General features: G+C 70.9%; 22 protein-coding genes. 10 read left to right on the top strand and 12 right to left on the bottom strand.

What is annotated here, in order from left to right:
* Positions 1 to 92: 92 nt before the first annotated feature.
* The 5 genes from IEX89_RS18755 to IEX89_RS18735 all read left to right on the top strand — a co-directional run bounded on the left by IEX89_RS18755 (position 93) and on the right by IEX89_RS18735 (position 6,482).
* Entirely contained in the window at positions 93 to 1,820 is a 1,728-nt protein-coding gene (locus IEX89_RS18755; protein WP_244645572.1) for a type I secretion system permease/ATPase, read from the top strand.
* An 82-nt stretch (positions 1,821 to 1,902) separates the two neighbouring features.
* On the top strand, positions 1,903 to 3,312 hold the full coding sequence (locus IEX89_RS18750) for an HlyD family type I secretion periplasmic adaptor subunit (RefSeq protein WP_188914787.1): 1,410 nt from the start codon (positions 1,903 to 1,905) through the stop codon (positions 3,310 to 3,312).
* Positions 3,313 to 3,380: 68 nt separating this feature from the next.
* Positions 3,381 to 4,412 carry a GDP-mannose 4,6-dehydratase gene (gene gmd / locus IEX89_RS18745; RefSeq protein ID WP_188914786.1) on the top strand — a complete coding sequence of 344 codons (1,032 nt, stop codon included), beginning with the start codon at positions 3,381 to 3,383 and terminating at the stop codon, positions 4,410 to 4,412.
* Positions 4,412 to 5,320 (top strand): NAD-dependent epimerase/dehydratase family protein, encoded by a 909-nt coding sequence (locus tag IEX89_RS18740; RefSeq protein WP_188914785.1) that lies wholly within the window; start codon positions 4,412 to 4,414, stop codon positions 5,318 to 5,320. The genes gmd and IEX89_RS18740 overlap by 1 nt, the downstream gene beginning before the upstream one ends.
* Before the next feature lie 22 nt (positions 5,321 to 5,342).
* Positions 5,343 to 6,482, top strand: a complete 1,140-nt coding sequence (locus IEX89_RS18735) for a glycosyltransferase (RefSeq protein WP_188914784.1) — start codon at positions 5,343 to 5,345, stop codon at positions 6,480 to 6,482.
* Positions 6,483 to 6,495: 13 nt separating this feature from the next.
* Here the strand turns inward: IEX89_RS18735 and IEX89_RS18730 are convergent, their stop codons facing one another.
* A complete protein-coding gene (locus IEX89_RS18730; protein ID WP_188914783.1) occupies positions 6,496 to 7,971 on the bottom strand; it encodes a DUF4214 domain-containing protein in 1,476 nt (491 codons plus the stop codon).
* A gap of 184 nt (positions 7,972 to 8,155) precedes the next feature.
* Positions 8,156 to 10,588: a bifunctional diguanylate cyclase/phosphodiesterase gene (locus IEX89_RS18725; protein ID WP_188914782.1), complete on the bottom strand. Its 2,433-nt coding sequence runs from the start codon at positions 10,586 to 10,588 to the stop codon at positions 8,156 to 8,158.
* 262 nt (positions 10,589 to 10,850) lie between these two features.
* Here IEX89_RS18725 and IEX89_RS18720 point away from each other — a divergent pair, with 262 nt between their 5' ends.
* Positions 10,851 to 11,186 carry a hypothetical protein gene (locus IEX89_RS18720; protein ID WP_188914781.1) on the top strand — a complete coding sequence of 112 codons (336 nt, stop codon included), beginning with the start codon at positions 10,851 to 10,853 and terminating at the stop codon, positions 11,184 to 11,186.
* Between the two features lie 102 nt (positions 11,187 to 11,288).
* On the opposite strand, the gene IEX89_RS18715 is transcribed toward IEX89_RS18720, so the two are convergent.
* From IEX89_RS18715 to IEX89_RS18685, 7 genes are read right to left on the bottom strand one after another with little or no spacing between them, the layout of a single operon-like run.
* The gene (locus tag IEX89_RS18715; RefSeq protein ID WP_188914780.1) at positions 11,289 to 12,035 is read right to left on the bottom strand and encodes an N-formylglutamate amidohydrolase; all 747 of its coding nucleotides are present in this window, start codon (positions 12,033 to 12,035) and stop codon (positions 11,289 to 11,291) included.
* 25 nt (positions 12,036 to 12,060) lie between these two features.
* Positions 12,061 to 13,407 (bottom strand): type I glutamate--ammonia ligase, encoded by a 1,347-nt coding sequence (locus tag IEX89_RS18710; protein WP_244645571.1) that lies wholly within the window; start codon positions 13,405 to 13,407, stop codon positions 12,061 to 12,063.
* Complete coding sequence (locus tag IEX89_RS18705) at positions 13,400 to 14,053, bottom strand: cysteine hydrolase family protein (protein ID WP_188914779.1); 654 nt, start codon at positions 14,051 to 14,053, stop codon at positions 13,400 to 13,402. Before IEX89_RS18705 ends, IEX89_RS18710 begins: the two co-directional genes overlap by 8 nt.
* The gene (locus tag IEX89_RS18700) at positions 14,050 to 14,910 is read right to left on the bottom strand and encodes an ABC transporter permease (protein WP_188914778.1); all 861 of its coding nucleotides are present in this window, start codon (positions 14,908 to 14,910) and stop codon (positions 14,050 to 14,052) included. The genes IEX89_RS18705 and IEX89_RS18700 overlap by 4 nt, the downstream gene beginning before the upstream one ends.
* Positions 14,907 to 15,761: an ABC transporter permease gene (locus IEX89_RS18695; protein WP_188914777.1), complete on the bottom strand. Its 855-nt coding sequence runs from the start codon at positions 15,759 to 15,761 to the stop codon at positions 14,907 to 14,909. The genes IEX89_RS18700 and IEX89_RS18695 overlap by 4 nt, the downstream gene beginning before the upstream one ends.
* A gap of 4 nt (positions 15,762 to 15,765) precedes the next feature.
* Complete coding sequence (locus IEX89_RS18690) at positions 15,766 to 16,893, bottom strand: ABC transporter ATP-binding protein (RefSeq protein ID WP_188914776.1); 1,128 nt, start codon at positions 16,891 to 16,893, stop codon at positions 15,766 to 15,768.
* A 23-nt stretch (positions 16,894 to 16,916) separates the two neighbouring features.
* Positions 16,917 to 18,128, bottom strand: coding sequence for an ABC transporter substrate-binding protein (locus IEX89_RS18685; RefSeq protein ID WP_188914775.1), 1,212 nt, complete (start codon positions 18,126 to 18,128; stop codon positions 16,917 to 16,919).
* Positions 18,129 to 18,570: 442 nt separating this feature from the next.
* Between IEX89_RS18685 and IEX89_RS18680 the strand changes: the two genes are divergently transcribed.
* From IEX89_RS18680 to IEX89_RS18670, 3 genes are all read left to right on the top strand, one after another.
* The gene (locus tag IEX89_RS18680; protein ID WP_188914774.1) at positions 18,571 to 19,755 is read left to right on the top strand and encodes a M24 family metallopeptidase; all 1,185 of its coding nucleotides are present in this window, start codon (positions 18,571 to 18,573) and stop codon (positions 19,753 to 19,755) included.
* A gap of 117 nt (positions 19,756 to 19,872) precedes the next feature.
* Positions 19,873 to 20,283 carry a Fe-S cluster assembly scaffold SufA gene (gene sufA, locus IEX89_RS18675; protein ID WP_188914773.1) on the top strand — a complete coding sequence of 137 codons (411 nt, stop codon included), beginning with the start codon at positions 19,873 to 19,875 and terminating at the stop codon, positions 20,281 to 20,283.
* Between the two features lie 18 nt (positions 20,284 to 20,301).
* Complete coding sequence (locus IEX89_RS18670; protein WP_188914772.1) at positions 20,302 to 20,679, top strand: TfoX/Sxy family protein; 378 nt, start codon at positions 20,302 to 20,304, stop codon at positions 20,677 to 20,679.
* Here the strand turns inward: IEX89_RS18670 and xth are convergent.
* Complete coding sequence (gene xth / locus IEX89_RS18665) at positions 20,669 to 21,451, bottom strand: exodeoxyribonuclease III (RefSeq protein WP_188914771.1); 783 nt, start codon at positions 21,449 to 21,451, stop codon at positions 20,669 to 20,671. The genes IEX89_RS18670 and xth overlap by 11 nt on opposite strands.
* Before the next feature lie 210 nt (positions 21,452 to 21,661).
* On the opposite strand from xth, the gene IEX89_RS18660 reads away from it, so the two are divergent.
* Positions 21,662 to 22,456: a ceramidase domain-containing protein gene (locus tag IEX89_RS18660; RefSeq protein ID WP_188914770.1), complete on the top strand. Its 795-nt coding sequence runs from the start codon at positions 21,662 to 21,664 to the stop codon at positions 22,454 to 22,456.
* Here the strand turns inward: IEX89_RS18660 and IEX89_RS18655 are convergent.
* Positions 22,453 to 23,637, bottom strand: coding sequence for a pyridoxal phosphate-dependent aminotransferase (locus IEX89_RS18655; RefSeq protein WP_188914769.1), 1,185 nt, complete (start codon positions 23,635 to 23,637; stop codon positions 22,453 to 22,455). The two genes, IEX89_RS18660 and IEX89_RS18655, sit on opposite strands and share 4 nt — an antisense overlap.
* Positions 23,638 to 23,777: 140 nt before the next feature.
* Complete coding sequence (locus tag IEX89_RS18650; RefSeq protein WP_188914768.1) at positions 23,778 to 24,545, bottom strand: DUF8692 domain-containing protein; 768 nt, start codon at positions 24,543 to 24,545, stop codon at positions 23,778 to 23,780.
* Positions 24,546 to 24,671: the final 126 nt, after the last annotated feature.

Here is a 24,671-nt window from a genome sequence, read left to right as displayed (position 1 = left end):
GCGCGAGGCACCGCGCGCGTGCAGGGCCCGGATCCACCTCGAAAGGTGGAAGCCCCGGTGCCGGTCGAAGGGTTGGGGACATGAAGAAGCAGGTGACGAACGACGGACTCGCGGTATTGAAGTCCGCCATCGCCCGCTGTCGTGGTAACGTGGTCGCGGTGTTGATCTTCAGCTTCTTCTTGAACCTGCTGGTCTTCGTCGGTCCGCTCTACATGCTGCAGGTCTACGACCGCGTGCTCGCGAGCCGCAGCGAGGTGACGCTGCTCGTCATCACCGGCCTCGCCATCGGCCTCCTCGCCGTCTACGCGATGCTGGAGATCGTGCGTTCGCGCATCCTCGTGCGCACGGGCGTGCTGTTCGATTCGCTGCTCGCCGGAAACGTCGTGAACACCGCCTTCCGCGGCTACGTGCGCATGCCCGGGCAGAGCTACAGCCAGGCGCCGCGCGACGTCGATTCGCTGCGCGAGTTCATCACCGGCGCCGGCGTCATCGCCTTCTGCGACGCGCCGTGGGTGCCGATCTTCATCGCCGTCTGCTTCCTGATGCACTTCTGGATCGGCATCGTCGCTCTCGTGGGCGCGCTGATCATCTTCACGCTCGCCGTCATGAACGAGCTCCTCACCCGCAAGGCGCTGGGCGAGGCCTCCTCGGCGTCGGTGGCGGCGAACCAGTACGTCTCCTCGAGCCTGCGCAACGCCGAGGCCGTCCACGCGATGGGCATGGCCCGCGCCGTGCTCGGCCGCTGGCACGACCTGCACCTCGACACGCTCTCGCTCCAGGCGGTCGCGAGCGATCGCGCGGGTGCCGTCATGGGCAGCTTCAAGGCCGTGCGCATGTCGCTCCAGGTGGCGATCCTGGGCGTCGGCGCCTACCTCGTCATCCTCGGCGACATCAGCGCCGGGACGATGATCGCGGCCTCGATCATCATGGGTCGCGCCCTCGCGCCCGTGGAAGCCGCCGTCGGTCAGTGGAAGCAGTTCGTCACCGCCCGCGCCGCCTATGGCCGCATCAAGACGCTGCTCTCCGCCATCCCCACGGACAAGGAGCGCATGTCGCTGCCCGCGCCGCAGGGCGAGCTGACGATGGAGCGGCTCGTCGTGGCACCTCCCGGCTCCAACGTGCCCACGCTCAAGGGCGTGAGCGCACGCTTCGCGCCGGGTGAGGTCATCGCCGTCGTCGGCGCCTCGGGCGCCGGCAAGTCGACCCTCGCGCGCGCCCTCGTCGGCGTGTGGACGGCGGCGGCGGGCGACGTGCGCATCGACGGCGCGGAGATCGAGCATTGGGACCCCGAGGAGCTCGGTCCGCATATCGGCTACCTGCCGCAAGAGGTCGAGCTTTTCGGCGGCACCATCGCCGAGAACATCTCCCGCTTCGGCGAGCTCGACCCTCACAAGGTCATCGAGGCCGCGCAGATCGCCGGCGCGCACGAGATGATCCTGCGCCTGCCCGACGGCTACGAGACGATGGTCGGCGACGGCGGCCGCTCGCTCTCCGGCGGCCAGCGCCAGCGGGTCGCTCTCGCCCGCGCGGTCTACGGCGATCCGAAGATCATCGTGCTCGACGAGCCGAACTCGAGCCTCGACCAGGAGGGCGAGAAGGCGCTCGCCGCAGCGATCACCAACGCCAAGCAGGCGGGTCGTACCGTGGTGGTGATCAGCCACCGCACCTCGCTCCTGTCGGTCGTCGACAAGGTCCTCGTCCTGGTCGACGGCGCCGTGGCCAAGTTCGACCGTCCCGAGGTCGTGTTCGCCGCCATGCAGGCGCCCAATTCGAATGTGAGTGCTTTCCGTTCGCCGCAGGCGCCGGCGGCGTCCGCCTGACGCGACACGAGCCGAGCCGACGCGCACGCCGCGCTGCGCACGATCCAGCAGCGGCACGATACGAGACCACCGGAGACGACACATGCAATTGGGTGAGCCCACTCGGGACCAACCCGCGCAGAGCCCCGTTCCCGCCGAGACGGCGAAGCCGGCCGACAAGGCCAGGCCCGCCGCCAAGGCGAAGCCTGCGAAGAAGCGTCATCTCCCCGGCAGCGCGCGCGGCACCATCATCGGCGGCATCGTCATCGTCGGCGTGACGTTCTTCGGCTTCGGGACCTGGGCGTCCCTTGCGCCGCTGGCGAGCGCGGTGGTCGCGCCGGCGACCGTCATCGCCGAGGGGCGCAAGCGCGTCGTCCAGCATTTCGAAGGCGGGATCATCTCCGAGATCCACGTGGCCGAGGGCCAGACGGTCCGGCAGGGCGATCTCCTGTTCAAGCTCGACCCTGTCCAGGCGGTCGCGCGCGCCGAGCGCCTGCGCAACCAGCTCACGGCGCGGCGCGCCTACGCCTCGCGCCTCGTCGCCGAGCGCGACGACAGCGACACGATCGCATTCGACGCGGATCTGGTCGAGCGCGCGCAGATCGACCCCGCCGCCGCCGACGCGCTCGCCCGGGAGCAGTCCCTCTTCGACGAGCGCCGCCGCTCGCTCGAGGGTCAGGTCGAGCTCCTGCGCCAGAAGATCGTCCAGCTCGGCAGCGACATCGAGGGCCTCGACGCGCAGGAGGATTCCAAGGCGCGCCAGATCGACATCATCGAGCGCGAGCTCGCCGACCTGCGCCCGCTCCTCGAGGACGGCCTCATCGCCCGCCCGCGGTTCCTCGGTCTCGAGCGCGAATCGGCGCGGCTCCAGGGAGAGGTCGGCGAGGTCATGTCGCGGCGCGCCCGCGCATCCGAGGCGATCGCCGAGGCCGAGCTGCAGATCGTGCAGTTGCGCCAGCAGTTCCGCGAGGACGTGGTCACCCAGCTGCGCGACGTGGAGAGCCAGATCCTCGATCTCGAGCAGCAGCTCGTCGCCGCCCAGGATGTGCTCGACCGCCTGGAGGTCATGGCGCCGGAAAGCGGCATCGCCCAGGCGGTGAGCGTCACCACGATCGGCGCCGTCATCAGCCCCGGCCAGCCGCTCCTGGAGATCGCGCCCGTGGGCTCGGAGCTGCTGATCGAGGCGCGCGTCTCCCCGGCCTCCATCCACGAGATCGCTCGCGGCAACAATGCCGAGGTGCGGTTCGTGACGCTCGACATGCGCCGCACGCCGACGATCTTCGGGCGCGTCGAGTCGATGAGCGGCGATCGCCTGATCGATCGCAACACCGGCGTCGAGTACTTCCTCGCGCAGGTGCGCGTCTCCGCCGAGGAGATGCAGAAGCTCGGCGGTCAGCGCGTCAGCCCCGGGGTCCCGGCGGAGGTGGTCGTCCCCACCGGCGAGCGGACGATGATGGATTACCTCATCAAGCCGTTGATGGACGCCATCAACCACGGGCTGCGCGAGCGCTGAGGCGCTTGCGTCGGGCGCGGGTGCGCTCTATCGCTGGCGCCCGCGAGACGAACGAAGGACGAGACATCATGAAGGCGATCGTGACCGGGATCACCGGACAGGACGGCGCGTATCTCGCGCGCCTGCTCCTGGAGAAGGGCTACCGCGTCTACGGCACCTATCGGCGCACATCGAGCGTCAATTTCTGGCGCCTGGAGGAGCTCGGCATCCGCGACCACGAGCGCCTCGAGCTCGTCGAGTACGACCTGACCGACCTGTCGGCGACGCTGCGCCTGATCGAGCGCGCCGAGCCCAAGGAGGTCTACAACCTCGCGGCCCAGAGCTTCGTGGGCGTTTCCTTCGAGCAGCCGGTGACCACCGCCGAGATCACGGGCATCGGCCCGGTGAACCTTCTCGAGGCGATCCGCATCCTCGACCCGAAGATCCGCTTCTACCAGGCCTCGACGTCGGAAATGTTCGGCAAGGTCCAGGCCGTCCCGCAGACGGAGACGACGCCCTTCTATCCGCGCAGCCCCTACGGCGTCGCGAAGCTCTACGCGCATTGGATGACGATCAACTACCGCGAGAGCTACGACATCTTCGGGGTGAGCGGGATCCTGTTCAATCACGAATCGCCGCTTCGCGGGCGCGAGTTCGTCACCCGCAAGATCACCGACGCGCTGGCGCGGATCGCGGCGGGCAAGCTCGACGTGCTCGAGCTCGGCAATCTCGATGCCAAGCGCGACTGGGGCTTCGCGGCCGAGTACGTCGACGGCATGTACCGCATGCTCCAGACGGACACGCCCGACACCTACGTGCTCGCGACGAACCGCACCGAGACGGTGCGCGACTTCGTCCGCCTCGCCGGCCGGGCCGCCGGGATCGACATCGCCTTCGAGGGCGACGGCGAAGCCGAGGTCGGGCGCGACACGTCGAACGGGCAGGTGGTCGTGCGGGTGAGCCCGCGCTTCTACCGTCCCGCCGAGGTCGATCTCCTCATCGGCGATCCCGGCAAGGCAGAGCGCGAGCTCGGCTGGAAGCCGCAGACCTCGCTCGAGGAGCTCGCCCGCATGATGGTCGAGGCCGACATGGCCCGCGTCGCGCGCGGGACCTCCTTCTGATGGCGGTAGCGCCGCGCACCCTCGTCACCGGGGCGACCGGATTCACCGGTCGCCACCTCGTGCGTGCGCTGCGCGCCGACGGGCACGAGGTCTTCGCCACCGGCGCCTCTCCGGATGCCGGCTTCGAGGACGGCGTCGCCTACCGCCCCGCCGATCTGATGGACGAGGAGGCCCTGCGCGGCCTCGTCGCCGAGGCGCGCCCGACCAACGTCGTCCACCTCGCCGCCATCGCCTTCGTGGCGGAGGGCGACGCGGAGGCCTACTACCGCACGAACGTCATCGGCACGCGCCGCCTGCTCGAGGCGCTCGTCGCCGAAGCCGGGGACGCGGCCTGCGTGCTCGTGGCCTCGAGCGCCAACGTCTACGGCGCGGGCGAGGGCACGCCGCTCGCGGAGACGAGCCCCGTGCGGCCGGCCAACGATTACGGCGTGTCCAAGGTCGCCATGGAGCACCTGTGCCGGACCTATGCCGACCGGCTGCCCATCGTGCTCGTGCGCCCCTTCAACTACACGGGCGTCGGCCAGTCCGAGCGCTTTCTCGTGCCGAAGATCGTGGCGCATTTCGCGCGCCGGGCCGAGACGATCTCGCTCGGCAACACCGACGTTCGGCGCGACTTCTCGGACGTGCGGGACGTGGTCGACGCCTATCGCCGCCTCCTCGCCGTCGCGCCCGTGGGCGAGACGCTCAACGTCTGCAGCGGCGTCGATCGCAGCCTCGACGACGTCATCGCGATCTGCCGGGACGTGACCGGCCACGACATCCGCGTCGAGGTCGACCCGCGCTTCGTGCGCGCTCGCGACATCCCGGTCCTCGTCGGCGACCGCACGCGGCTGTCCAGCGTCCTCGGCGGCTTCGATCCTCGGCCGATCGAGGAGACGATCGCCTGGATGCTCGGCACGGCAGCCTGAGCGCGCGAGCGAACCCGCGCCGATGACGCTCAACGTCCTCCACGTCTACCGCACCTACTTTCCCGATCCGCCCGGCGGGCTGCAGGAGGCGATCCGCCAGATCTGCCGAGCGACGGCGCCGCTCGGGGTCGAGAGCACGATCTTCACGCTCTCACCCGACCCGCGGCCGACGACGATCCGGATGGACGAGGCGACGGTGGTGCGCGCGCGCTCCTATGCGGCGCCCGCCTCCTGCGATCTCGGAGGGCCGGAAGCGCTGATTCGCTTTCGGGCGCTCGCGGCGAAGGCGGACGTGGTGCACTACCTCCACCCCTGGCCCTTCGCCGACCTGATGGGCGTGCTCGGCCGACGCGATCGCCCGGTCGTCCTCACCTACATCTCCGACATCGTGCGCCAGCGCACCCTCGGACGCCTCTACGCGCCGCTGATGCGCCGGCATCTGCGCCATGCGGACGTGATCGTCGCCAACGCGCCGTCCTATGCCGCGACGAGCCCGATCCTGTCGGTGCCCGAGGTCGCGCCGCGGGTGCGCGTCGTGCCGCTGGGCATCGTGCGCCCGGCGCAAGCGCCCGAGGCGGACGCGCGCGTCCTCGCGCGGCTGAGTCTCGAGGGGCGGCCGTTCTTCCTCTTCCTGGGCGTGCTGCGCTACTACAAGGGCGTCGAGTTCCTGGTCCGCGCGGCGGCGCAGGCGGGCACGACCGTGGTCGTCGCCGGCGACGGGCCGGAGCGCCAGCGGCTCGAATCCATCGCGCACGAGACCGGCGCGGACGTGCGCTTCGCCGGCTTCGTCACCGACGCCGAGAAGCACGCGCTCCTCTCGGCCGCGCGCGCGCTGGTGCTGCCCTCGCATCTGCGTTCGGAAGCCTTCGGCATGGTGCTGGTGGAGGCCGCCATGGCGGGCAAGCCGGCGATCTCGACAGAGATCGGCACGGGCACGAGCTTCGTCGTCGCGCACGACGCGAGCGGCCTCGTGGTCCCGCCCGAGGATCCGCCGGCACTCGCCGGCGCCATGCGCCGCCTCGCCGACGAGCCCGGCCTTGCGGAGCGCCTCGGCGCCGGCGCGCTGGAACGCTACGAGGCCATGTTCTCCGGCGAGGCGCTGGGCAAAGGCTACCGGGCTGCTTTCGAGGATGCGATCGCGCGGCGGCGGGCCGCGCGATAGGGACGCGCGCGTCTCAGACGTACCAGATGCCGTCGGCGATGGCGTCGGCGGTGCGCGCGCGGTTCTCGGTGCCGTCGGAGAACGAGGCCAGGACGTCGCCGCGGGACATGCCGTCGGCGAGCTCGGAGATCCAGTAGGCCGTGCCCCCCGCCTCGCCGGCGCGGTCGAGGATGTTGCGGTAGAGCAGGTCGACGAAGCCCGCGTCGTCGACCTGGCCGTAGAGGCTCGCGAACTCCGCCGATCCGACGAAGGCGGCGGCGACCGCCTGGATCGAGGCGCCGGCGTCGAACACGCCGATCCAGAAGCCGAGCCCGCCCTCGTCGGGGGTGCGGTCGAAGGCGGCCTCGTAGAGGCGGTACGCCTTGCCCGCGGCGCCGTCGACGTCGAAGGCGACCGTGCCGTCGTCGAGGCGCACGCGCTCGACGGAGGTGAGCACGACGGGTGCCGCGCCGCCGACGGCGACGGTCACGGACCCGTCCGGCTGCACGTCGACCACGATCGCGCCGCGGCCGGCATCGACGACGAGCGTGTCGAGGCCCACGGTGCCGGCGACGCGCTCCATGCCGGGCAGGAGCCGCAGCGTGCCGTCGCCGGCGACCGGCACGCCGGTGCCGGGGGTCTGGCCGCCGTCGCCGATCGTCGGCGCGCCCGCGTCTTGGACGCGCACGTCGACCTTCACGTTGTCTGCGCCGACGGTGACGGTGCGCACGACGGGGCTCGCCAGCGCGGTTCCGGAGAAGGTCACGGTGTAGGTGCCCGGCGCCACCTGAAGCGTGTAGCCGCCGGCATCCCACGTGGCCGTCGCCACCGCGCCGGCAGCGCCGGTCGCGACGATCTCGATGCCGCCCCTGCCCTCGCCGATGTCGTAGAAGCGATCGCCGTCGCGGTCGTCGATGACCACGCCGGTGATGTAGGTGCGCCCCGCATCGGCGAACTTCTGGGTGAAGAGCGAGCTCGAGCCGTAGGTGGCACCGTTGATCGTGTAGGCGCCCATGGCCTGGCCCACACCGGTTTCAGAAAAGTCCGGGTTCATCAGGTTGACGCGGTGGCCGGAGGACTGGAACAGGCCGAGATGGTGCGCGATCAGCGTCTCGACCCGCTCGGCATAGCCGGGGGCGGTGCTGCCGGAGAAGGCGATGTTCTCGCCGAAGGTCCAGCCGCTCGCGCCACGATCCCAGCCCGCCGCGAAGCCACGCTCGCTCGGCGAGCGCCCGTCGAGGCCCTGATGGGCGAAGTAGCTCTGGCGGAGCATGTCGGAGCTGTGGCCGCGCGCCGCGTCGCCCAGCGTCGGGATGAAGGCGAGCGGCTGCTTCGGATCGGCGGAGATACGGCCGGCCGAGAGCCCCTCGTTCAGATTGCCCATGTCCTGCCGGCCGGGCAGAAGCGAGTCGTTGAGCGCGTTGAAGCGCGCGAGCTCGCCGGCTGGGTCGGCGCGCGCCTGGTTGACGAGCTCGAGGAACAGCTGCTCCAGGGCCGTGGGGAAACTCATTCGTTCATCCTCCGCACCGATTTCGCTCAGCCCACCCGGAGCGCATCCGCACGCCGTCCCCGCTCATGCCTCGGGCGATCCGAGGCCGCCCGTGTAAGCTTCGCCCGACGGGCAAAATTGCGGCGAAGCGCGGCCCTTGCAAGCGATATCGCGCGGCGATGGCCGCATCTTTCCGATTGCAGCTTCAGGCGGCGTTGCCGGCTCGCTTCTCCGATCGGCTCCCCCCATCGGCCGCGTCGAGCGCATCGCCCCCGCGGCGCAGCTCGGGAATGTCCCGCGCCGGCATCGGCCGGCCGAACAGGTAGCCCTGCACCTCGTCGCAGGATTCCGCCGAGAGGAAGCGCATCTGCGCGTGCGTCTCGACGCCCTCCGCCACGACGCCCATGCCGAGGCTGCGCCCGAGGCCCAGCACCGCGCGCACGATCGAGGCCGCCTGCGGCTGGCTCTCCAGCCGTGAGACGAAGGAGCGGTCGATCTTGATCTTGTCGAACGGGAAGGCCTGGAGCGTCGCGAGCGACGAGTACCCGGTGCCGAAATCGTCCATGGCGATGGTGACGCCGAGGTTCTTGAGCCGGCGCAGGATGTTGAGCGCCCGGTCCATGTCGTCGATGATGGCGGTCTCCGTCACCTCGAGCTCGAGCCGCGCCGGGGCGAGGCCGGTCGCGAGGAGGATCTCCCAGACGGTCTCGGGAAGGTCGTGGGACTGGAACTGCACGGGCGAGAGGTTCACCGCCACCTTGTAGGGCCGCTCCCACGTCGCCGCCTCCGCGCAGGCGCGGGCCAGCACCCATTCGCCGAGCTGGAGGACGAGGCCGTTCTCCTCGGCGAGCGGGATGAACTCGGCGGGCGGGACGAGCCCGCGGGTGGGGTGATGCCAGCGCACCAGCGCCTCGAAGCCGACGACCTCGCCCGTGGGCGCGGCGATCTGCGGCTGGAAATGGAGGGAGAGCTCGCCGCGCGGGATGGCCTCGCGCAGCTCGGCGGCCAGCGCGTAGCGCTCGCGCAGGCGCGCGTCCATGGCCGCGTCGAAGGTGCGCAGGCGCCCGCGCCCTTCGGATTTCGCGCGGTAGAGCGCCATGTCGGCATTGGCGAGGAGGCGCTGCGGATCGGTACCGTCCTCCGGGGAGATCGCCAAGCCGATGCTGGCGCCGGGGCGAGCGCGCACGCCGCCGTCGAGCACGAACTCGCCCTCGAAAGCCTTGAGCAGCCGCTCACCGAGCGCCACGGCCTCGCCCGCGGCGCGGTCACGCAGAGGCTTAACGATCGCGAACTCGTCGCCGCCCAGCCGCGCGAGGGTCGCGCCCGCGGACAGGAGCGGGCGCATGCGCCGCCCCGCCTCGACGAGGACGGCGTCGCCGACCGCGTGGCCGTGCAGGTCGTTGACGCTCTTGAAGTGGTCGAGATCGACGCACAGGACGGCGACCTGGCCGATCGGTCCCGCGCTCGTGCCCGCGTCGGCCTCTTCCAGCGCCTCCTGGAGCGCGTCCGCGAAGGCGGCGCGGTTGGGCAGGCCGGTGAGCGCGTCGTGGCTCGCGAGGAAGCGGATGCGCTGGGAGGCGGCCTCGCGCTCGCGCAGGTCGCGCAGAGCCACGACGACGCGGCCGGTCGACTCGCATTCCAGCGTGCGTCGCGCCACCGTCACGGGAATGCGCGTGCCGTCCGGCGCGCGCAGGGCCCCCTCCACGGTCTGCGCATCCGCGGCCTGCGCGAGGCGCTCGGTGAGAGCGGGGCCCAGCAAGGTCGAGAGCGGCGTGCCGCGGATCTCCGCCAGCATCCGGCCGGTGAGCGCGCAGGCGGCGGCGTTGGCGTCCACGACGACGTCGCCCTCGGCGACGACGAGGCCCTCGAAGGCGGCGTCGGCGAAGGCGCGAAGCCGCGTCGCCTCCCCGCGCCGGGCGCGGGCGTCGACGAGGATCGCGGCGAGCCCGATGCCGAGAACGAGCAGCATGGCGACGACGATGCCGGCCGCGAGCCAGAAGATCTTGGGATGGCGCGCACCCGCGACGGCATCGACGACGCTCGCCGTCTCGATGGAGGCCATGCCTGTGAAGTGCATCGCCGCGATGGCCGCCGCGAGCCCGCCGGCGCCGATATGGACCTGCGCACGGCGCGTCGCGTCGCCGGCTCCCGCGAAGGCGAGCGCGCCGAGGACGCAGCCCGCGACCACGGAGACCGCGACGAAACCGGGATCGTAGGCGACCGGCAGCGGCAGGACGAGCGCCGACATGCCGAGATAGTGCATCGCGGCGACGCCGGCACCGACGAGCGCGCCGCCGGCGAGGCGGCCGACCGCGCTCGCCGAGGCGAAGGCGACGACGGAGCCGCAGCCCATCACGACGATCGCGACGGCGAGGGACGCGAGCGTCCCGCCGATGCCGTAATCCGCCGCCGCGAACGGGCGATAGGCGAGCATCGCGACGAAATGCGTCGACCAGGTCCCGAGGCCAGCCACGAGGCCCATCGCCAGGACGAGGAGGAGACCCGTGCGCCGGTTGCTCGCGCGAGCGCGCTGGTAGAGCCGGAACGCCGTGAGCGTGGACAGCACGCAGACCAGGAGCGCCAGGAGCGTGAGCGCGATGTCGTGAGGCTCGACGATGCAGAGGTAGAGCTGGCGCATGAACTCGCATCCGGGACGGGTGATGGGAAAGTATGCGCCGGCGCCGTAATAAATGTTGAAAAGCGATGGTTGATGCTTCGTTGCGGTGATACGCCGAGCGCGACACGTGCCGATTGGCGCCGCCGAAAACGACGTGTCATGGCGGCGCAGGCGGCGCGAAAACAAATCTTCCAATATCCCAATACCGAATAGATTCGCTCCTTGGCCCGGCACCGAAGTCGTGCAAGGATCGAGGTCTCAGCGCTCCTGAAGGGTATCCCCCATGCGTGCATCGGTCCTGGCCGTTTGTGTTTCATCGATGATGGTCTTCGCCTCCGCTCCGACGTCCGCGACGGAATGGAAATTCGATCTGGTCAATAGATCGAACGCCAACATCCTCAACTTCGCGACCCGAGAAGGTGGATCCTGGAGCCATAACTGGCTCGACGAGATCGTCGCCCCGGGCGAAACCTTCATCATGGATTTCGGAACCGACAAGGGTGATTGCAGCGTCTTGACGCGCATGGAATTTTCCGACGGCACCTATTTCGAGGAGCCGGTCGATTATTGCAGCGCCTCGACGATCACGGTGCGCAACAACGAGGTCGTCTGGGAGTGAGCGGCGCACGCCGCGATCCTTGATCGGGCGACCCACGCCCGTCCAAGCCGACGAGGAACGCCCCGGCCGCGCGCGGTCCGGGGCGTTCTCGTTCCGCGCCTCTCAGCCGAGGCTGCGCGCCAGGGCGTCCGCGAGGCGATCCGCCCAGGCGGCGATCCGCGCGTCCTCGCCGAGGAGATCGTTGCGGATCTCGAGAAGCACGGCGTCGAGCCCGCGGGCGTCGCCGTGGACGGGGACGGTGTAGTCCTCCGCGTCGACGACGTAGGGCTCGTTGGCGGCGATCGTCTCGCTCGGCCCGCCGAGCGCCGCGACGAGCCGCTCGCCGAACGCCGCGGCACGCCCGTAGAGCACGCCCGCGTGCCAAGGCCGGGCGACGCCCTTGAAGACCGGCGTGAAGCTGTGGACGCCCACGACGGTGCTGCGCACGCCCCGCGCCGCGTGCGCATCCAGCTGCGCCGCGACCGTGTCCTGGAAGGGCCGGAATATGCCGGCGATCCGCCGCTCCCGCTCGGCCGCGTCGATGGCCGCGTTGCCGGGGACCGGCGTCGTCTCCGACATCGCCGGCATCAGGGTCGGCGAGGAGAGTGGCCGGTTGCAGTCGACGAGGAGACGCGAATAGCCGCAGAGCACGAGCGTCGCGTCGAGCCGCCGCGACAAGGCGCGCGCGAGCTCGGCGGCGCCGATGTCCCAGGCGATGTGGCGCGAGAGATCCGGCTCGGCGAGGCCGAGGCCCTGGTATCGCACGGGGATGAAGCGCGACGCGTGCTCGCAGACGAGGAGGACGGGGGACGTGCCGCCCTCGTTCTCGACGGTGACGGGCGGCGGATCGGCAAACAGGTTCTCGTCCATCCAGCCGCTCTCCCGCGTGCTCGCCTCAGTAGATCGCGGCGTAGCGTGCGCAGAGCGCCTCGTCCAGCGTCTCGCCCGCGATCGCGATCTCCGCGCGCTTCATGCCGAGATAGGTCTCGAGCGCCGCCTCCGGCAGGAAGCCCGCCGCGACGGGATCGGCCTCGAGAGCCGCGAGCGCGTCCGAGAGGGAGCCCGGCAGGCGGGCGAGACCCAGGCTGGCGCGCTCGGCGTCGCTCAGGGTGGCTGGATCGGTATCGACGATCGGCGGCGTCGGCAGCCTCGCGCGCATGCCCTCGATCCCGGCACGCACGAGCATGGCGAGCGCGAGGTGCGGCGCGGCGCAGGCGTCGGCGGCGCGGTATTCGACGTTGAACTGCCGCGCGGGATCGCGCCCGCCCATCGTCGTCGTCGGGCAGATGCGCAAGGTCGCCTCCCGATCGGCGTCGCCGAGCCAGGTCCAGGCCGCGCTCCAGTGATGGGGCGCGAGCCGCAGGTAGGAGATCGGCGCCGGTGCGGTGAGCGCGACGAGGGCCGGCGCGTGGCGCAGGATGCCGGCCAGGAAGGCGCCCATGGAATCCGAAAGCCGCCCCTCGCGCGCGGGGTCGAAGCTCGCCGGCCGCCCGTCCGGATGGACGAGGCTCATGTGCACGTGCACGCCGTTGCCGACGCCCTCCACCGCGGTCTTCGGCGCGAAGCTCGCCCGCAGGCCGAGGCGCAGGGCGACCTCCCGGACGATCTCGCGGGTCGCCACCGCGCGGTCCGCCGCGACGAGGGCGTCGGCCGGCGCGCTCGTGATCTCGAACTGGTCGCGGCCGTATTCGGCGATGATCGTCTCCGGCGCGATGCCGGCCTCCTCCAGGCAGGCGGCGAGGACGGAGCCCAGCGGATCGGCACGACGCAGAGCGAACAGCCCGAAGGCGGGCGCCGGCGCCCAGCCGGCGCCGAGGATCTGGAACTCGTGCTCGAAGGCGCACACGAGGCGAAGCCCGCTCTCGGCCTCGAGATCCGCGAGCGCAGCCTTCAGGAGACCGCGCGCGCAGGGCGGCCAGGGCGCGCCGTCGAGGGCGACGATGTCGGCCATGACGCAGTCGAACGGCGTCTGCGCGCCCGGGATCGTCGTGCGGTAGCGCGCCTGCGGGTCCGCCTTCAGGCGCAGGTCTCCGCGCGAGCCCCACGGATTCGGATCGGCGATGACGTCGAAGGGCGTGAGCGACAGGTTCGCCGGCACCCAGCCCGTCGAGGCGCGCGCGGGATCGGCCTCGTAGGTCGCGGTCGGGATCGCGCGGCCGCGGGTGATGCCGGCATAGTCGGTGGTGACGAGGGCCGTCAGCGGCATCGGCCGGAACGCGCTTTCCATGGCGGCATCAGGCATGGCGCAGGGCCTCCAGGCGGGCGAGGACGGTGCGCGTGTCCGCGATCCAGCAATAGCCGCCGAAGGCGGCGAGCGCGGCCTCGTGGCGGGCTTGCGTGTAGGTCGCGCAGGCATCGCGGACGCAGGTGACGAGGTAGCCGCGATCGGCGGCGTCGCGCACGGCCATGTCGACGCACTGGTCGGTGACGATGCCCGCGACGATCAGCGTGCGGATGCCGAGATTGCGCAGCACGTAGTCGATGTTCGTCGAGTTGAAGACGCCCGACGAGGTCTTCGGCAGCACGATCTCGTTCGTCACCGGCGCCAGCGCATCGATGATGGCGCCCTCCGGCGCCGAGCGCGACACGACGATGCCCGACAGCTTGTGGTCCAGCGAGCAGTCGCGCCCGTCCTCGGTCAGCGCCTGGATGATCGTGTGGATCACCTGCACACCCGCGGCTCGCGCGGCGTCGAGGAGCGCCACCTGGTTGGGGATCACCCGCTCGGCGAGCGTCCGGTAGAAGGGATGCTCGGCGCCCATCTCGGGATGGGCGGGGTCGAGCCCCGGCTCGGCGAAGATGCGCTGCATGTCGACGAGGAGGAGCGCGGTGGAGGCGCGCTCGTATGGGGCGTCGCGGGTGATGGCGGTCGTCGCTGCGATCGTCATGGCGTGGCTCGTGCTGGATGAGCGAGGGTGGACGCCTCGGAGCTCGTGGTCCTGCGGCGTCCGACGGCGCGGCGCAGCGCGCGCAGGAAGAGCACGGCGACGACGGCGAGCGCGCTCGCGGCCACCGAGAGCACGGCGATCGCCGGCACCTGCGGCGAGTAGTTCGTCGCCATGCGCGAATAGAGCCATTCCGGCAGCGTCGTGTCCGCACCCGTCGTGTACATCGACAAAGGCAGGTTCGACCACGAGAGCAGGAAGGCGAAGAGCGCGCCCGAGACGATGCCGGGTGCGATCGCCGGCAGCGTCACCTCGCGAAAGGCCTGCAGCCGCGTCGCGCCCAGATCGTAGGCCGCCTCCTCCTGGGCCGGGTCGAAGCCGTAGAGGCGGATCGAGATCACCAGCGTGACGATGGGCACGACCCAGACGAGATGCGCGAACACGGCCGTGCGCCAGTCCGGCACGATGCCGGCGGCGGAGAGCGCGACGAGGAGCGCGAGGCCGAGCACGGGCTGAGGGAAGAACACGGGAAGCAGGATCGCGCGCTGGTAGAGCCGGCGCCCGCGCCAGCGATAGCGCGCGAAGGCGAGCGCTCCGGGGATCGCGAGCGCCACGGAGATCAGCGCGACGACGAGCGCGATCTTGAACGACGTCGCATGCAGGTGAGCCGTCGTGTACTGGCCGATCGCCTCCGCATAGGCGTCGAGCGTCCAGACCCGGTGCGGGAAGATCAGGTAGCGGGTGTTGGCGAGGGAGGCGAGGACCACGCTCACGATGGGCAGGTAGAGCAGCACCACCACGAGCGCCGTGAAGAGCTGCCGCGGCCGCAGGCCCGGCTCGGTCTCGGGGCGCGCGCTCATCGCCGCAGCAGCCTGTCGAGGTCGATGCGCTCGAGCACCGGGAAGACCACGGCGGCCGTGATCGCGCAGACCAGGATCGTCAGCGCCGAGCCGAGCGGCCAGTCCTGGGCGTAGCTGAAGCGCTGGTCGATGGATTTCGTGATCACCGCCACCGACTGCCCGCCGAGGATGTTGGCCTCCGTGTTGGCGCCGAAGGCGAGGACGAAGACGAGGAGCCCGCCGATGAGCAGCCCCGGCATGGCGTTGGGTAGCTCGACCTCGCGCAGCACCTGCCAGCGCGAGGCGCCGAGATCGCGGGCGGCTTCCACCTGGTCGCGCGGCACCTGCGAGAGGCCGAGGATCATCGGGAAGAGCGCGAAGGGCAGGTAGACGTAGACGAGGCCGAGCAGCGTCGCTGTCTTCGTGTAGAGGATCGAGCCGACCTGAAAGCCGAAGAGCGCGTTCAGGCTCCCCGCCAGGATGCCGCCGCGCGGCATCAGGAAGAGCGCCGTGCCGAACAGGCGCACGCTCTCCGAGACGAAGATCGGCAGCGCGACCAGGATCGTCACCACGAGCGCGAAGGCGCTGCCGCGACGCGCGAGCGTCTTCGCCATCGGCCAGGCGACGAGGAGGCAGATCGCCGTCGTCGCCGCCGCGAAGAAGAGCGACCAGCCGAGCGGGACGATATAGCCGTCCTCGAACGCCGTCGCGTAGTTCGCGAGCGTCAGGCCCGCGTCGAGGCCGAAGGTCCGCTCCGGCATCAGGCTCAGCCAGGCGACGAGGACGAGGGGGACGAGAAAGCCGACGACGAGGAGCGCCGCGACGGGCGCCATCGCCAGCGGGCCGGCCTTGCGGGGATCGAGCGACGCCACGGCCTCACTCCGTCACGAAGCGGCAATCGGCGAAGGCGAGACCCAGCCGCACCCGTGCGCCGGGGGCGGGCGCGTCCGGCGTCGCCGGAATCTCGCCGAAGACGATCGGGCGCGACGCGTCGCCGTCGGGCCGCAGGTGGATCTGCTTGCGCGAGCCGAGCACGAACTCGTCGACGATCGTGCCCGCGACGATCGCCTGCGCGCCGCCCCCCTCCCCCAGCATCGCGAGCTTCTCGGGCCGCGCGACGAGCAATCCCTCGGCCTGCGGCAGCGTCTCTCCCGGGAAGGCGAGGCCCAGCTCCGGCAGCGCCACGCCGCCCGCCTCGCGCACGGCGCACCAGACGTTCACCTCGCCCATGAACTCGGCGACGAAGCGGCTCGTCGGCCGGTCGTAGATCTCCAGTGGCGGGGCGACCTGCACGATCTTTCCCGCGCGCATGAGCGCCACGCGATCGCTCATCACCATCGCCTCCTCCAGCGCGTGGGTGATGTAGACGAAGGTCTTTCCCGTGCGCCGGTGCAGCTCCTTGATCTCCACCTGCAGGAGCTTTCGCAGCCGATTGTCGATCGCCGAGAGCGGCTCGTCGAAGAACAGGATGTCGGGGTCCGACGCGAGCGCGCGGGCGAGCGCCACGCGCTGGCGCTCGCCGCCGGAGCATTGCGTCACCGGCTTGTCGAGATAGGACGCCGGCAGGTGCACGACGTCGAGCAGCCCCCGCGCGCGCTCGAGCCGCTCCGTCCGCGCCACGCCGCGCATCTTGAGCGCGAAGGCGATGTTGTCGCCCACGCTCATGTGGTCGAACAGCGCGAGCGACTGGAACACCATGGCGGTGGGGCGGGCATTGGCCGGCACGTCGTTGACGCGCCGGCCGCGCAGGAGGATGTCGCCCGCGGTCGGCCGGTCGAGGCCGGCGAGCATGCGCAGCAGCGTCGACTTGCCCGAGCCCGAGGGGCCGACGATCGTGAAGAACTCGCCCTCCCGGATCTCGAGATCGACGGCATCGACGGCGCGGCTCGCCCCGAAGGCGCGGGTGACGCCGCGCAGCGCGAGCGCCGGCTGCTCCACTGACAGCTGCTCCTGCGCAGTCGCATCGCGGGCGGGGGCGAAGCCGGGACCGGTCCGGTCGGACATGCGCGGGCTCTCCTGGCTCACGCTCACGAGCGGGCGCGCATCGCCTTGGTGTAGAGGTCGTAGAGCGCATCGTACTGGGGCACGATGTCGAACTCGACCGCGTTGGCGATGCGCTCGTCGAACTCGTCCCATTGCAGCGCGTCGAGCTCCTCCGCGGTGTAGCGCGAGAACAGCTCGGGCTGCGACATCTGCGAGACGGGCTGCAGGTTGCCGTTGCCGTGCGAAACGATCCAGGCCGCGTCCGGCGTCGTGATCCACTCGAGATAGTCGAGGATGCGCGGGTGCGGATCGGGATTGTTCACCGCCGAGTTCAGCTCGATCCAGTTGATGCCGCCCTTGCCGTCGGCGGGACCGCGCGCGGGCGTCACCGCATGCAGGTTCGAGAGCCCCTCCATGCGCGCCGAGGAGGTCGTGTAGGTGCCGCCCGTGAAGTAGAGGTCGATGTCGCCGTTGAGGATCGCGAGGTTGAGCTGCACGAAGTCCGTCGTCACGAGCTTGGCGTTGGTGCACCAGCGCATCGCGGTCTCGCCGAACGTCTCGAGGTCGGCCGCGGTCTTCTCCTTGAAGGGATGGATGCCTGCGCCCATGCAGATGTCCATCACGTTCCAGTCCTCGTAGGCGAGGATGCCGTAGCGGCCCGCGAAGTCCGGATTGTTGAACAGGTCCCAGCCCTCGTCCTTGGCGAGCTGCGGGGAGATCACGTCCGAGTTGACCACGAAGTCGAAGGTCTCGTAGCGCTGCACGACGCCGAGCAGATGCTCGCTGTCCTTGCTCATGGCCCACTTGTAGGGCGGTGCGAACTTCTCCTTCATCTGGGCGTAGAGCGGCTCGAAGCGATCCTGCGGCAGGTCGCGGATCAGTTGCTCGGGCCAGAGCTGCTCGCGGGCCCACGGGTTGTTGAGGTTCACGAAGTCCCACACCGCGGTCTCGCCGGCGCGCAGGCGGTTCACGGAGGTCGGGTCGGAGATGTGGATCTCCGAGCGGATCTGCCCGCCGGTCTCCTGCTGCCACATGTCGACGAGGCGCGGATCCGTATAGGGGTCCCAGGTGAGGAGGCTCAGCGGGCGCTCCTGCGCGAAGGCGCGCGAGCCGCCCGTCGCGGCGAGCGCGCCGGCGGCGGCGATCGAGCCGAGGAGCGCGCGGCGCGTCATCCCCGCCGAGCGCAGCCCCATGTCTCTGAGCGGGTTGCGCGCCGCGTGGCGGCGCAGACGATTCTCGAAGCTCGTCGGGTGCATCGTCGTCTCCTCTGGGCAGGTCTGCGTGGGGGCGCTCTCGAGCGGGTCCTCGTCGTCTCGCGAGCGGCTCGGCTGCGGCCAAAGAGCACCCACGTCACGAACTATGCTGCGCAGCTGCGCCGCAAACGCAAGCCATTTTTCGCACAAGTGTTCGCAAACGAGCTGCGAGATCGTGTGAAGGTGGCGGATGCTCGCTCATTCATCATGGTACGCCGGCCAAGAGACGTGTGAGCCGCCGCACGCGATGCCGCTCCCGGACGAACCTCTCCGCACCCGGGCGATCGGCGACGCACGCCTGTCCGCATCTCGCACTCGTGGAAATCCACCGAGCGCGAGGCCGGCCGTTCGCGCGCAGAACACCGCGCTTGTCAGCGCCCGGCCCGTCGCGTTCAAGCTCCCCCGAGGCGCGCAGCGCCGCAATGGACGAGGACGGGAGCGCATCGTGAGCGAAACCAGCATCGACGAACGAGCCCTCGCGCACGCACGGGCGCGACGGCTGCGCGAGACCATGGCCCGGCTCGGCGTCCCCGCTCTCCTCACGTCGGACCCGATCGACATCCTCTATGCCTGCGGCGCGCGGAACATGACCGTGTTCTCGCTGATGGGGCCGTTCCGCTTCGTGCTCGTCTTCGCCGAGGGACCGACGATCCTGTGGGAGTTCGCCGGCTGCGAGCACCTCGTCGGGGACACGACCGCCGTCGACGAGGTCCGCGTCGCGCCGGGGGTCAACGCTCTCGCCGGGGCGCACTACGGCCGCGCCGCCGCCGCCTTCGCCGACGAGGTCGCGGCGGCCTGCCGTCGCCACGGCGCCGACGGTCGCCTCGCCGTGGAGGGCTTCGACCCGCCCGTCACGGACGCGCTGCGCGCCGCGGGGCTCACGCTCGGGGACGCCACCGCGATCTTCGTCGAGGCGCGCCGGATCAAGCAGGCGCCGGAGCTCGAAGCCATGCGCGAGGCCGTGCGCCGCGTCGAGGCGGCGGCGGCGGATCTCGAGGCGGGCATCGCCCCGGGCGCGAGCGAAGTCGAGGTCTGGGCGCTGTTTCACCGCCACCTCATCGCGACGCAGGGCGAGTTCGTCTCGACGCGCCTCTTCCAGTCCGGCCCGCGCACGTTCCCCTATTTCCAGGAAGCCGGGGCGCGGCGCATGTGCGCGGGCGACCTCGTGTGCTTCGACACGGACGCGCTGGGCTATCTCGGCTACGCCGTCGATTTCTCCCGCACCTTCCTGTGCGGGGACGAGCCGGCCTCGCCCGTGCAGAAGGCGTTCTACCGCCGCGCCCACGAGCAGCTCCAGCACAACGCCGCCCTCCTGGGCCCGGGCGTCGCCTACGAGGATTTCGCGCGCCGCGCCTGGCCGGTCCCCGCCGAGCATCGCGGCCACGGCTATTACTGCCTCGCCCACGGCCTGGGCCTGTGCGGCGAATACCCGTACGTCCCGCACGCGTTCGAGGGCGTGCCGTACACGTTCGAGGGCGCCTTCGAGCCGGGCATGGTCGTCTGCGTGGAGAGCTATATCGGCGCGGCCGCCGAGGCGGAAGGCGTGAAGCTGGAGGACCAGTTCCTGATCACGCCCTCGGGCGTCGAACGCCTCACGACCTATCCGTTCTGCGGACGCCTGCTCGGATGACTCCTGATGCGCGGCTCGACCTCGCCTCTTTCCCTCGACCTCGGCCCCGATCGTGACTATCTTCCGAGCGAAACCCTCGCGAAGCCTGGGCCTTGAACCCGGTGGGAGAGAGTGCGGATGTTTGGAAATCTCAAGGTCGTGACGCTGACGGATGCGGCTGCGGCACGCATCAAGGCCATCGTGGGCAAGTCGGACAAGCCCGTGGAGGGCCTGCGTGTCGGCGTGAGGAACGGCGGCTGCGCCGGCATGTCCTACGTGATGGACCTCGTTGCGAACCCGGAGCCGGGCGACGAGGTCGTCGAGGACAAGGGCGCCAAGGTCTTCGTCGACCCCAAGGCGGTGCTCTTCCTCCTGGGCACGCAGATGGACTTCAAGGTCGACCGGCTCTCGGCCCAGTTCGTGTTCAACAACCCCAACCAGACCTCGGCCTGCGGCTGCGGCGAATCGGTGGCGCTGAGCCCCGCCAAGGTCGACGGCAAGATCGACGGCAAGATCGACGGCAAGCTCGACGGCGCGCAGGCGGGCTGACCGGACGGAGAGACGGGCGTGGACCAGGCGGCGATCGAGGATCTCTTCGCCGCCGCGCCCGAGATCGCGCCGATCCGCACCCGCGGCATGTTCGGCGGTCACGGCGTCTATGCCGGCGAGGCCATGTTCGGCCTCGTCGCCTATGGCGAGCTCTACCTGAAGGTCGACGACGAGACCCGCCCCGCCTTCGAGGCGGCGGGCGCCCGCCCCTTCGTCTACGAGGCGAAGGGCGCGCGCAGCGTCATGAGCTACTGGACGCTCCCCGACGCCGCCCAGGACGATCCCGACGAAGCCGCCCGCTTCGGCCGCCTCGCGCTCGCCGCCGCCCGCCGCGCGCTCGCGGCGCGCCGCCCGCGGAAGGCGCCGAAGCCGCGCCGCACCGGCGTCAGCCCCTGAGCCGCACCGTCACCGGCACGTGATCGGAGGGCTTCTCCTTGGCGCGCTCGTGCTTGTGGATCGTCACGCCGTCGAGCCGGTCCGCGGCCTGGGGCGAGAGCAACAGGTGGTCGATGCGGATGCCCTTGTTGCGCTGCCAGGCGCCCGCCTGATAATCCCAGAACGTGTAGCGCCCGGCCGCGTCGTCGCAGGCGCGCAGCGCGTCGGTGAGGCCCAGCGCGAGGAGCGCGCGGAACTTGGCGCGGGTCTGCGGCAGGTAGAGCGCATCCCCCTCCCAAGCGGCGGGATCGGCGGCGTCCCGCGGCTCGGGGATCACGTTGTAGTCCCCCGCGAGCACGAGCGTCTCTTCCAGGCGCAGCAGGGAGCGGGCGTGGGCGACGAGCCGGTCCATGAAGGCGAGCTTGTAGGGGTACTTCTCGCTGTCCACCGGGTTGCCGTTGGGCAGGTAGATCGAGGCGACGCGCACCACGCCGCCATCCGCCGCGATCACGCCCTCGACGTAGCGGGCTTGGCTGTCGCTCTCGTCTCCGGGCAGCCCCTCGCGCACGTCCTCGATCGGGTGCTTGGAGAGCAGCGCCACGCCGTTGAACCCCTTCTGCCCGACGGCGGCGACGTTGTAGCCGGCATCCTCGATCTCGGCGCGCGGCAGGGTCTCCAGCGTGGTCTTGAGCTCCTGCAGGCACACCACGTCCGGCGCCTCCTCGCGCAGGAAGTCCAGGAGATGCGCCTGGCGCTGCCGGATCGAGTTGACGTTCCAGGTTGTGATGCGCATCGGGGCCTCGGGGCGGGAGAGGATCGGCGGCGAGAAGCGAGCGGGTGCCCTTCATCGGGCACCGGCGGCGCGATGACAAGAGGCCGCCCATCGGCGCCGCCCGCGACGCATTCCGACGTGGACAGCCGTGCCCGAGCGGCTCGCGCGCCGTTGCGCATCGAGCGGCGCGCGCTACCCTCCGTCCCGATCCTTGCCGCGGGAGGCCTTCCCATGGACGAGACCGGCTGGTGCGCGCCCCTCGATCTCTATTGCGAGCGGGCCGGGATCGGCTTTTGGGCGGAGCCGGTGAACGCGATCTCGAACGCCGCCTTCCTCGTCGCCGCCCTCCTGGCGTTGGCGGCGTGGCGGCGCGCGGGCGGGCGCGACCTCTATGCGCTCGTGCTCGTCGGGATCGTGGCGGCGACGGGCGTCGGCTCGTTCCTGTTCCACACCTTCGCGAACCGCTGGTCGCTCCTGGCCGACGTGATCCCCATCACGCTGTTCATCTACGGGTTCTTCTTCCTCGCCATGCGCCGCTTCCTGCGCCTTGGCGCGCTCGCCGCCGGCATCGCGACGGCGGCCTTCCTGGGCGCGAGCGCGTTCTTCCCGGCGCTCTGGCGCGGGCTCTTCGGCGAGGGCGCGGACGTGAACGGCTCGGTGTCCTACTTCCCGGCGGCGCTCGCGCTGCTCGGGGTGGGCGCTCTGCTGATCGTGAGGAGCCGGCGGGCCGAGCTCGTCCTCGCCAACCGCAAGAACCGCGCCTGGGCCGGCGAGGAGGACGAGGACGCGCGGGCGCGCACCTTCCTCGACCGGGTGATGGCACCGCACGCGGCGGGCACCGCCCTCCTGCTGGCGGCCGCGACCTTCGCGCTCTCCCTCGTCTTCCGCTCGATCGACGTGGCGGTCTGCGGCTGGCTGCCGCTCGGCACGCACTTCCTCTGGCACGTGCTCAACGCGGTCGTGCTCTTCCTGTGCGTGCGCGCCGCGATAAGGGCGCGGGCCGGGACGGGGATAGCGGCGGCTTAAGCGCCCGGCCGCTCCTCGCGCAGGAAGCGCTCCATGCGCCCGAGCGCCGTCTCGATCGCGCTCTCGGAGGCCGCGTAGGAGAGGCGCAGGTAGCCCTCGCCGTACTCCCCGAAATCCGGCCCTCCGATGGTCGCGACGTGCGCCCTCTCGAGGAGCGCGGAGGCGAGCACCTTGGCGCCCCAGCCCGTTTCCCGAACGTTGGGAAAGGCGTAGAAGGCGCCCGCGGGCGTCACGCAGGAGACGTTCGGGAGCGCGTTCAGCCCCTCGACGACGAGCGTTCGCCTCCGATCGAAGGCCGCCATCATCTCGGCGACGGGCTCCTGCGGGCCGGTGAGCGCCGCGATGCCGGCGTGCTGGGTCGCGGCGTTGACGCAGGAGAACGAGTTGACCGCGAGCTTGCGCGCGGCCTCGAAGAGCCCCTCCGGCCAGACCGACCAGCCGAGGCGCCAGCCGGTCATGGCGTAGGTCTTGGACGCGCCGTCGAGATGGATCAGCCGGTCGCGGATCTCGGGGAACGACAAGAGCGAGACGTGCTCGACACCGTCGTAGGTCATCGTGCCGTAGATCTCGTCGGAGAGGATCGCCACGTGCGGATGCGCCGCGAGGCCGGCGACGAGCGCCTCGATCTCCGCGCGCGGCGTGACGCCGCCCGTCGGGTTGGCCGGCGAGTTGAGGATGACGAGGCGCGTCTTCGGTCCGATCAGCGCGAGCGTCTCCGCCGCGGAGAAGGCGAAGCCGTTCTCCTCGCGGATCGGGATCGGCACGGGGCGCGCGCCGGTGAAGGAGATCATCGAGCGGTAGATGGGAAAGCCCGGATCGGGATAGAGGATCTCGGCGCCGGGCTCGCCCAGCATCAGGATCGCCATGAACATGGTGACCTTGCCGCCGGGCACGATCATCACCCGCTCCGGATCGACGGGCGCGCCGGTGCGCCGGTTCAGGTCCGCGGCGATCGCCTCGCGCAGCGGCAGGATGCCGGTAGCCGGCGTGTAGCCGTGATGTCCGTCGCGCAGCGCCTTCACCGCCGCCTCGACGACGTGGGCGGGCGTGGCGAAATCCGGCTGGCCGATGCCGAGGTTGATCACGTCCGCGCCGGCCTGCGCGAGCTTCGTCGCCCGGGCGAGCACGGCGAAGGCGTTCTCCTCGCCGATGCGGGAGAGGGCGGCGACGGGATCGATCATGGGGGGCGCTCCGGCGTGGACGTGTGACGTGTCGGGGCGCGGATTGTGCGCGGGCGCGCGACGGGGTCAAGCGGGAGGCGACGGGGTGACGACGGTCGAGCCGGTCGCGACCGTGATCGCCGGATCGGGCGTGCGGACGGTCAGGCGCGGTCGACGCCCGCTCGCGCCGATCCCTCCGCCTCGACGGGCTCCGCGCGCCCCGCGCGATGGATCGTGAATGCGAGGGCGCAGGCGAGAGCGATGGTCACCATCTCACCGCCGTCCTCCAGGAACGCCAAGCCGTGTTCGAGCCATCGGCTGTGACGCAGGGAGCTGTGCAGCATGTCGACGCCGATGGCGCAGCCGACGAGGGCGATGAAGAGAACGAGGAAGAGACGCCCGAAGGCGCGTGACAGCTGGTCGCCCGGCGCGCGCCGCGCCCACAGGAGGACGATGCCCACGAGCGCCGCCATGACACCCCACGTCGCCAGCTCGCCGAAATCCTGGCCGCGTAGCGTTCCCCAGGACGGGACGAGATCGTGATCGACGAGAATGCGGCCGCCGCGCTCGTGGAGCATGAGCGCGTCGTCGGCCACGACGACGGCGAAGACGATCGCCCAGAGGAAGAAGATGCGCGCTCGTGATCGTAGATAGATCAACCCGAGGAGCCCCGAGGTCGTGGCCGCCTGGACGACGTTGAAGACCTCGGCATATCCGCCCTCGCGATCGAGCGCGAACGGATGACGCTCCACCCAGCCGATGTCGCGCAGGCCCATGAACCTCATAGTCTCGGTCGCGAGGTGGAGGCCGAGCAGGATCGCGTTGACGGCCAGAAGGATGATCGCGAAGCGGCGGGCGACGGGATCCCGTGCGAGGGTGGCCGCAAGGACGGATCGAGCGGACCGCCGCGACGGATTGCGTGCGAGCATGGGCGCTTGCCCCGAAGCTGCCGTGCCGGGCTCTACCGACTGGAAGAATTAGCAAGCCGGCAAACTTCTGGGCGGCTATCGAGTTCCGCTGGTACGCCTCGTGCGCATCACGCGCCTCGTGTGCGG

It is taken from the genome of Salinarimonas ramus (assembly GCF_014645695.1).
Lineage (GTDB): Bacteria > Pseudomonadota > Alphaproteobacteria > Rhizobiales > Beijerinckiaceae > Salinarimonas > Salinarimonas ramus.
The sequence above is the reverse complement of the archived record's forward strand: the minus strand, read 5'-3'. Positions and strand labels throughout refer to the sequence as shown.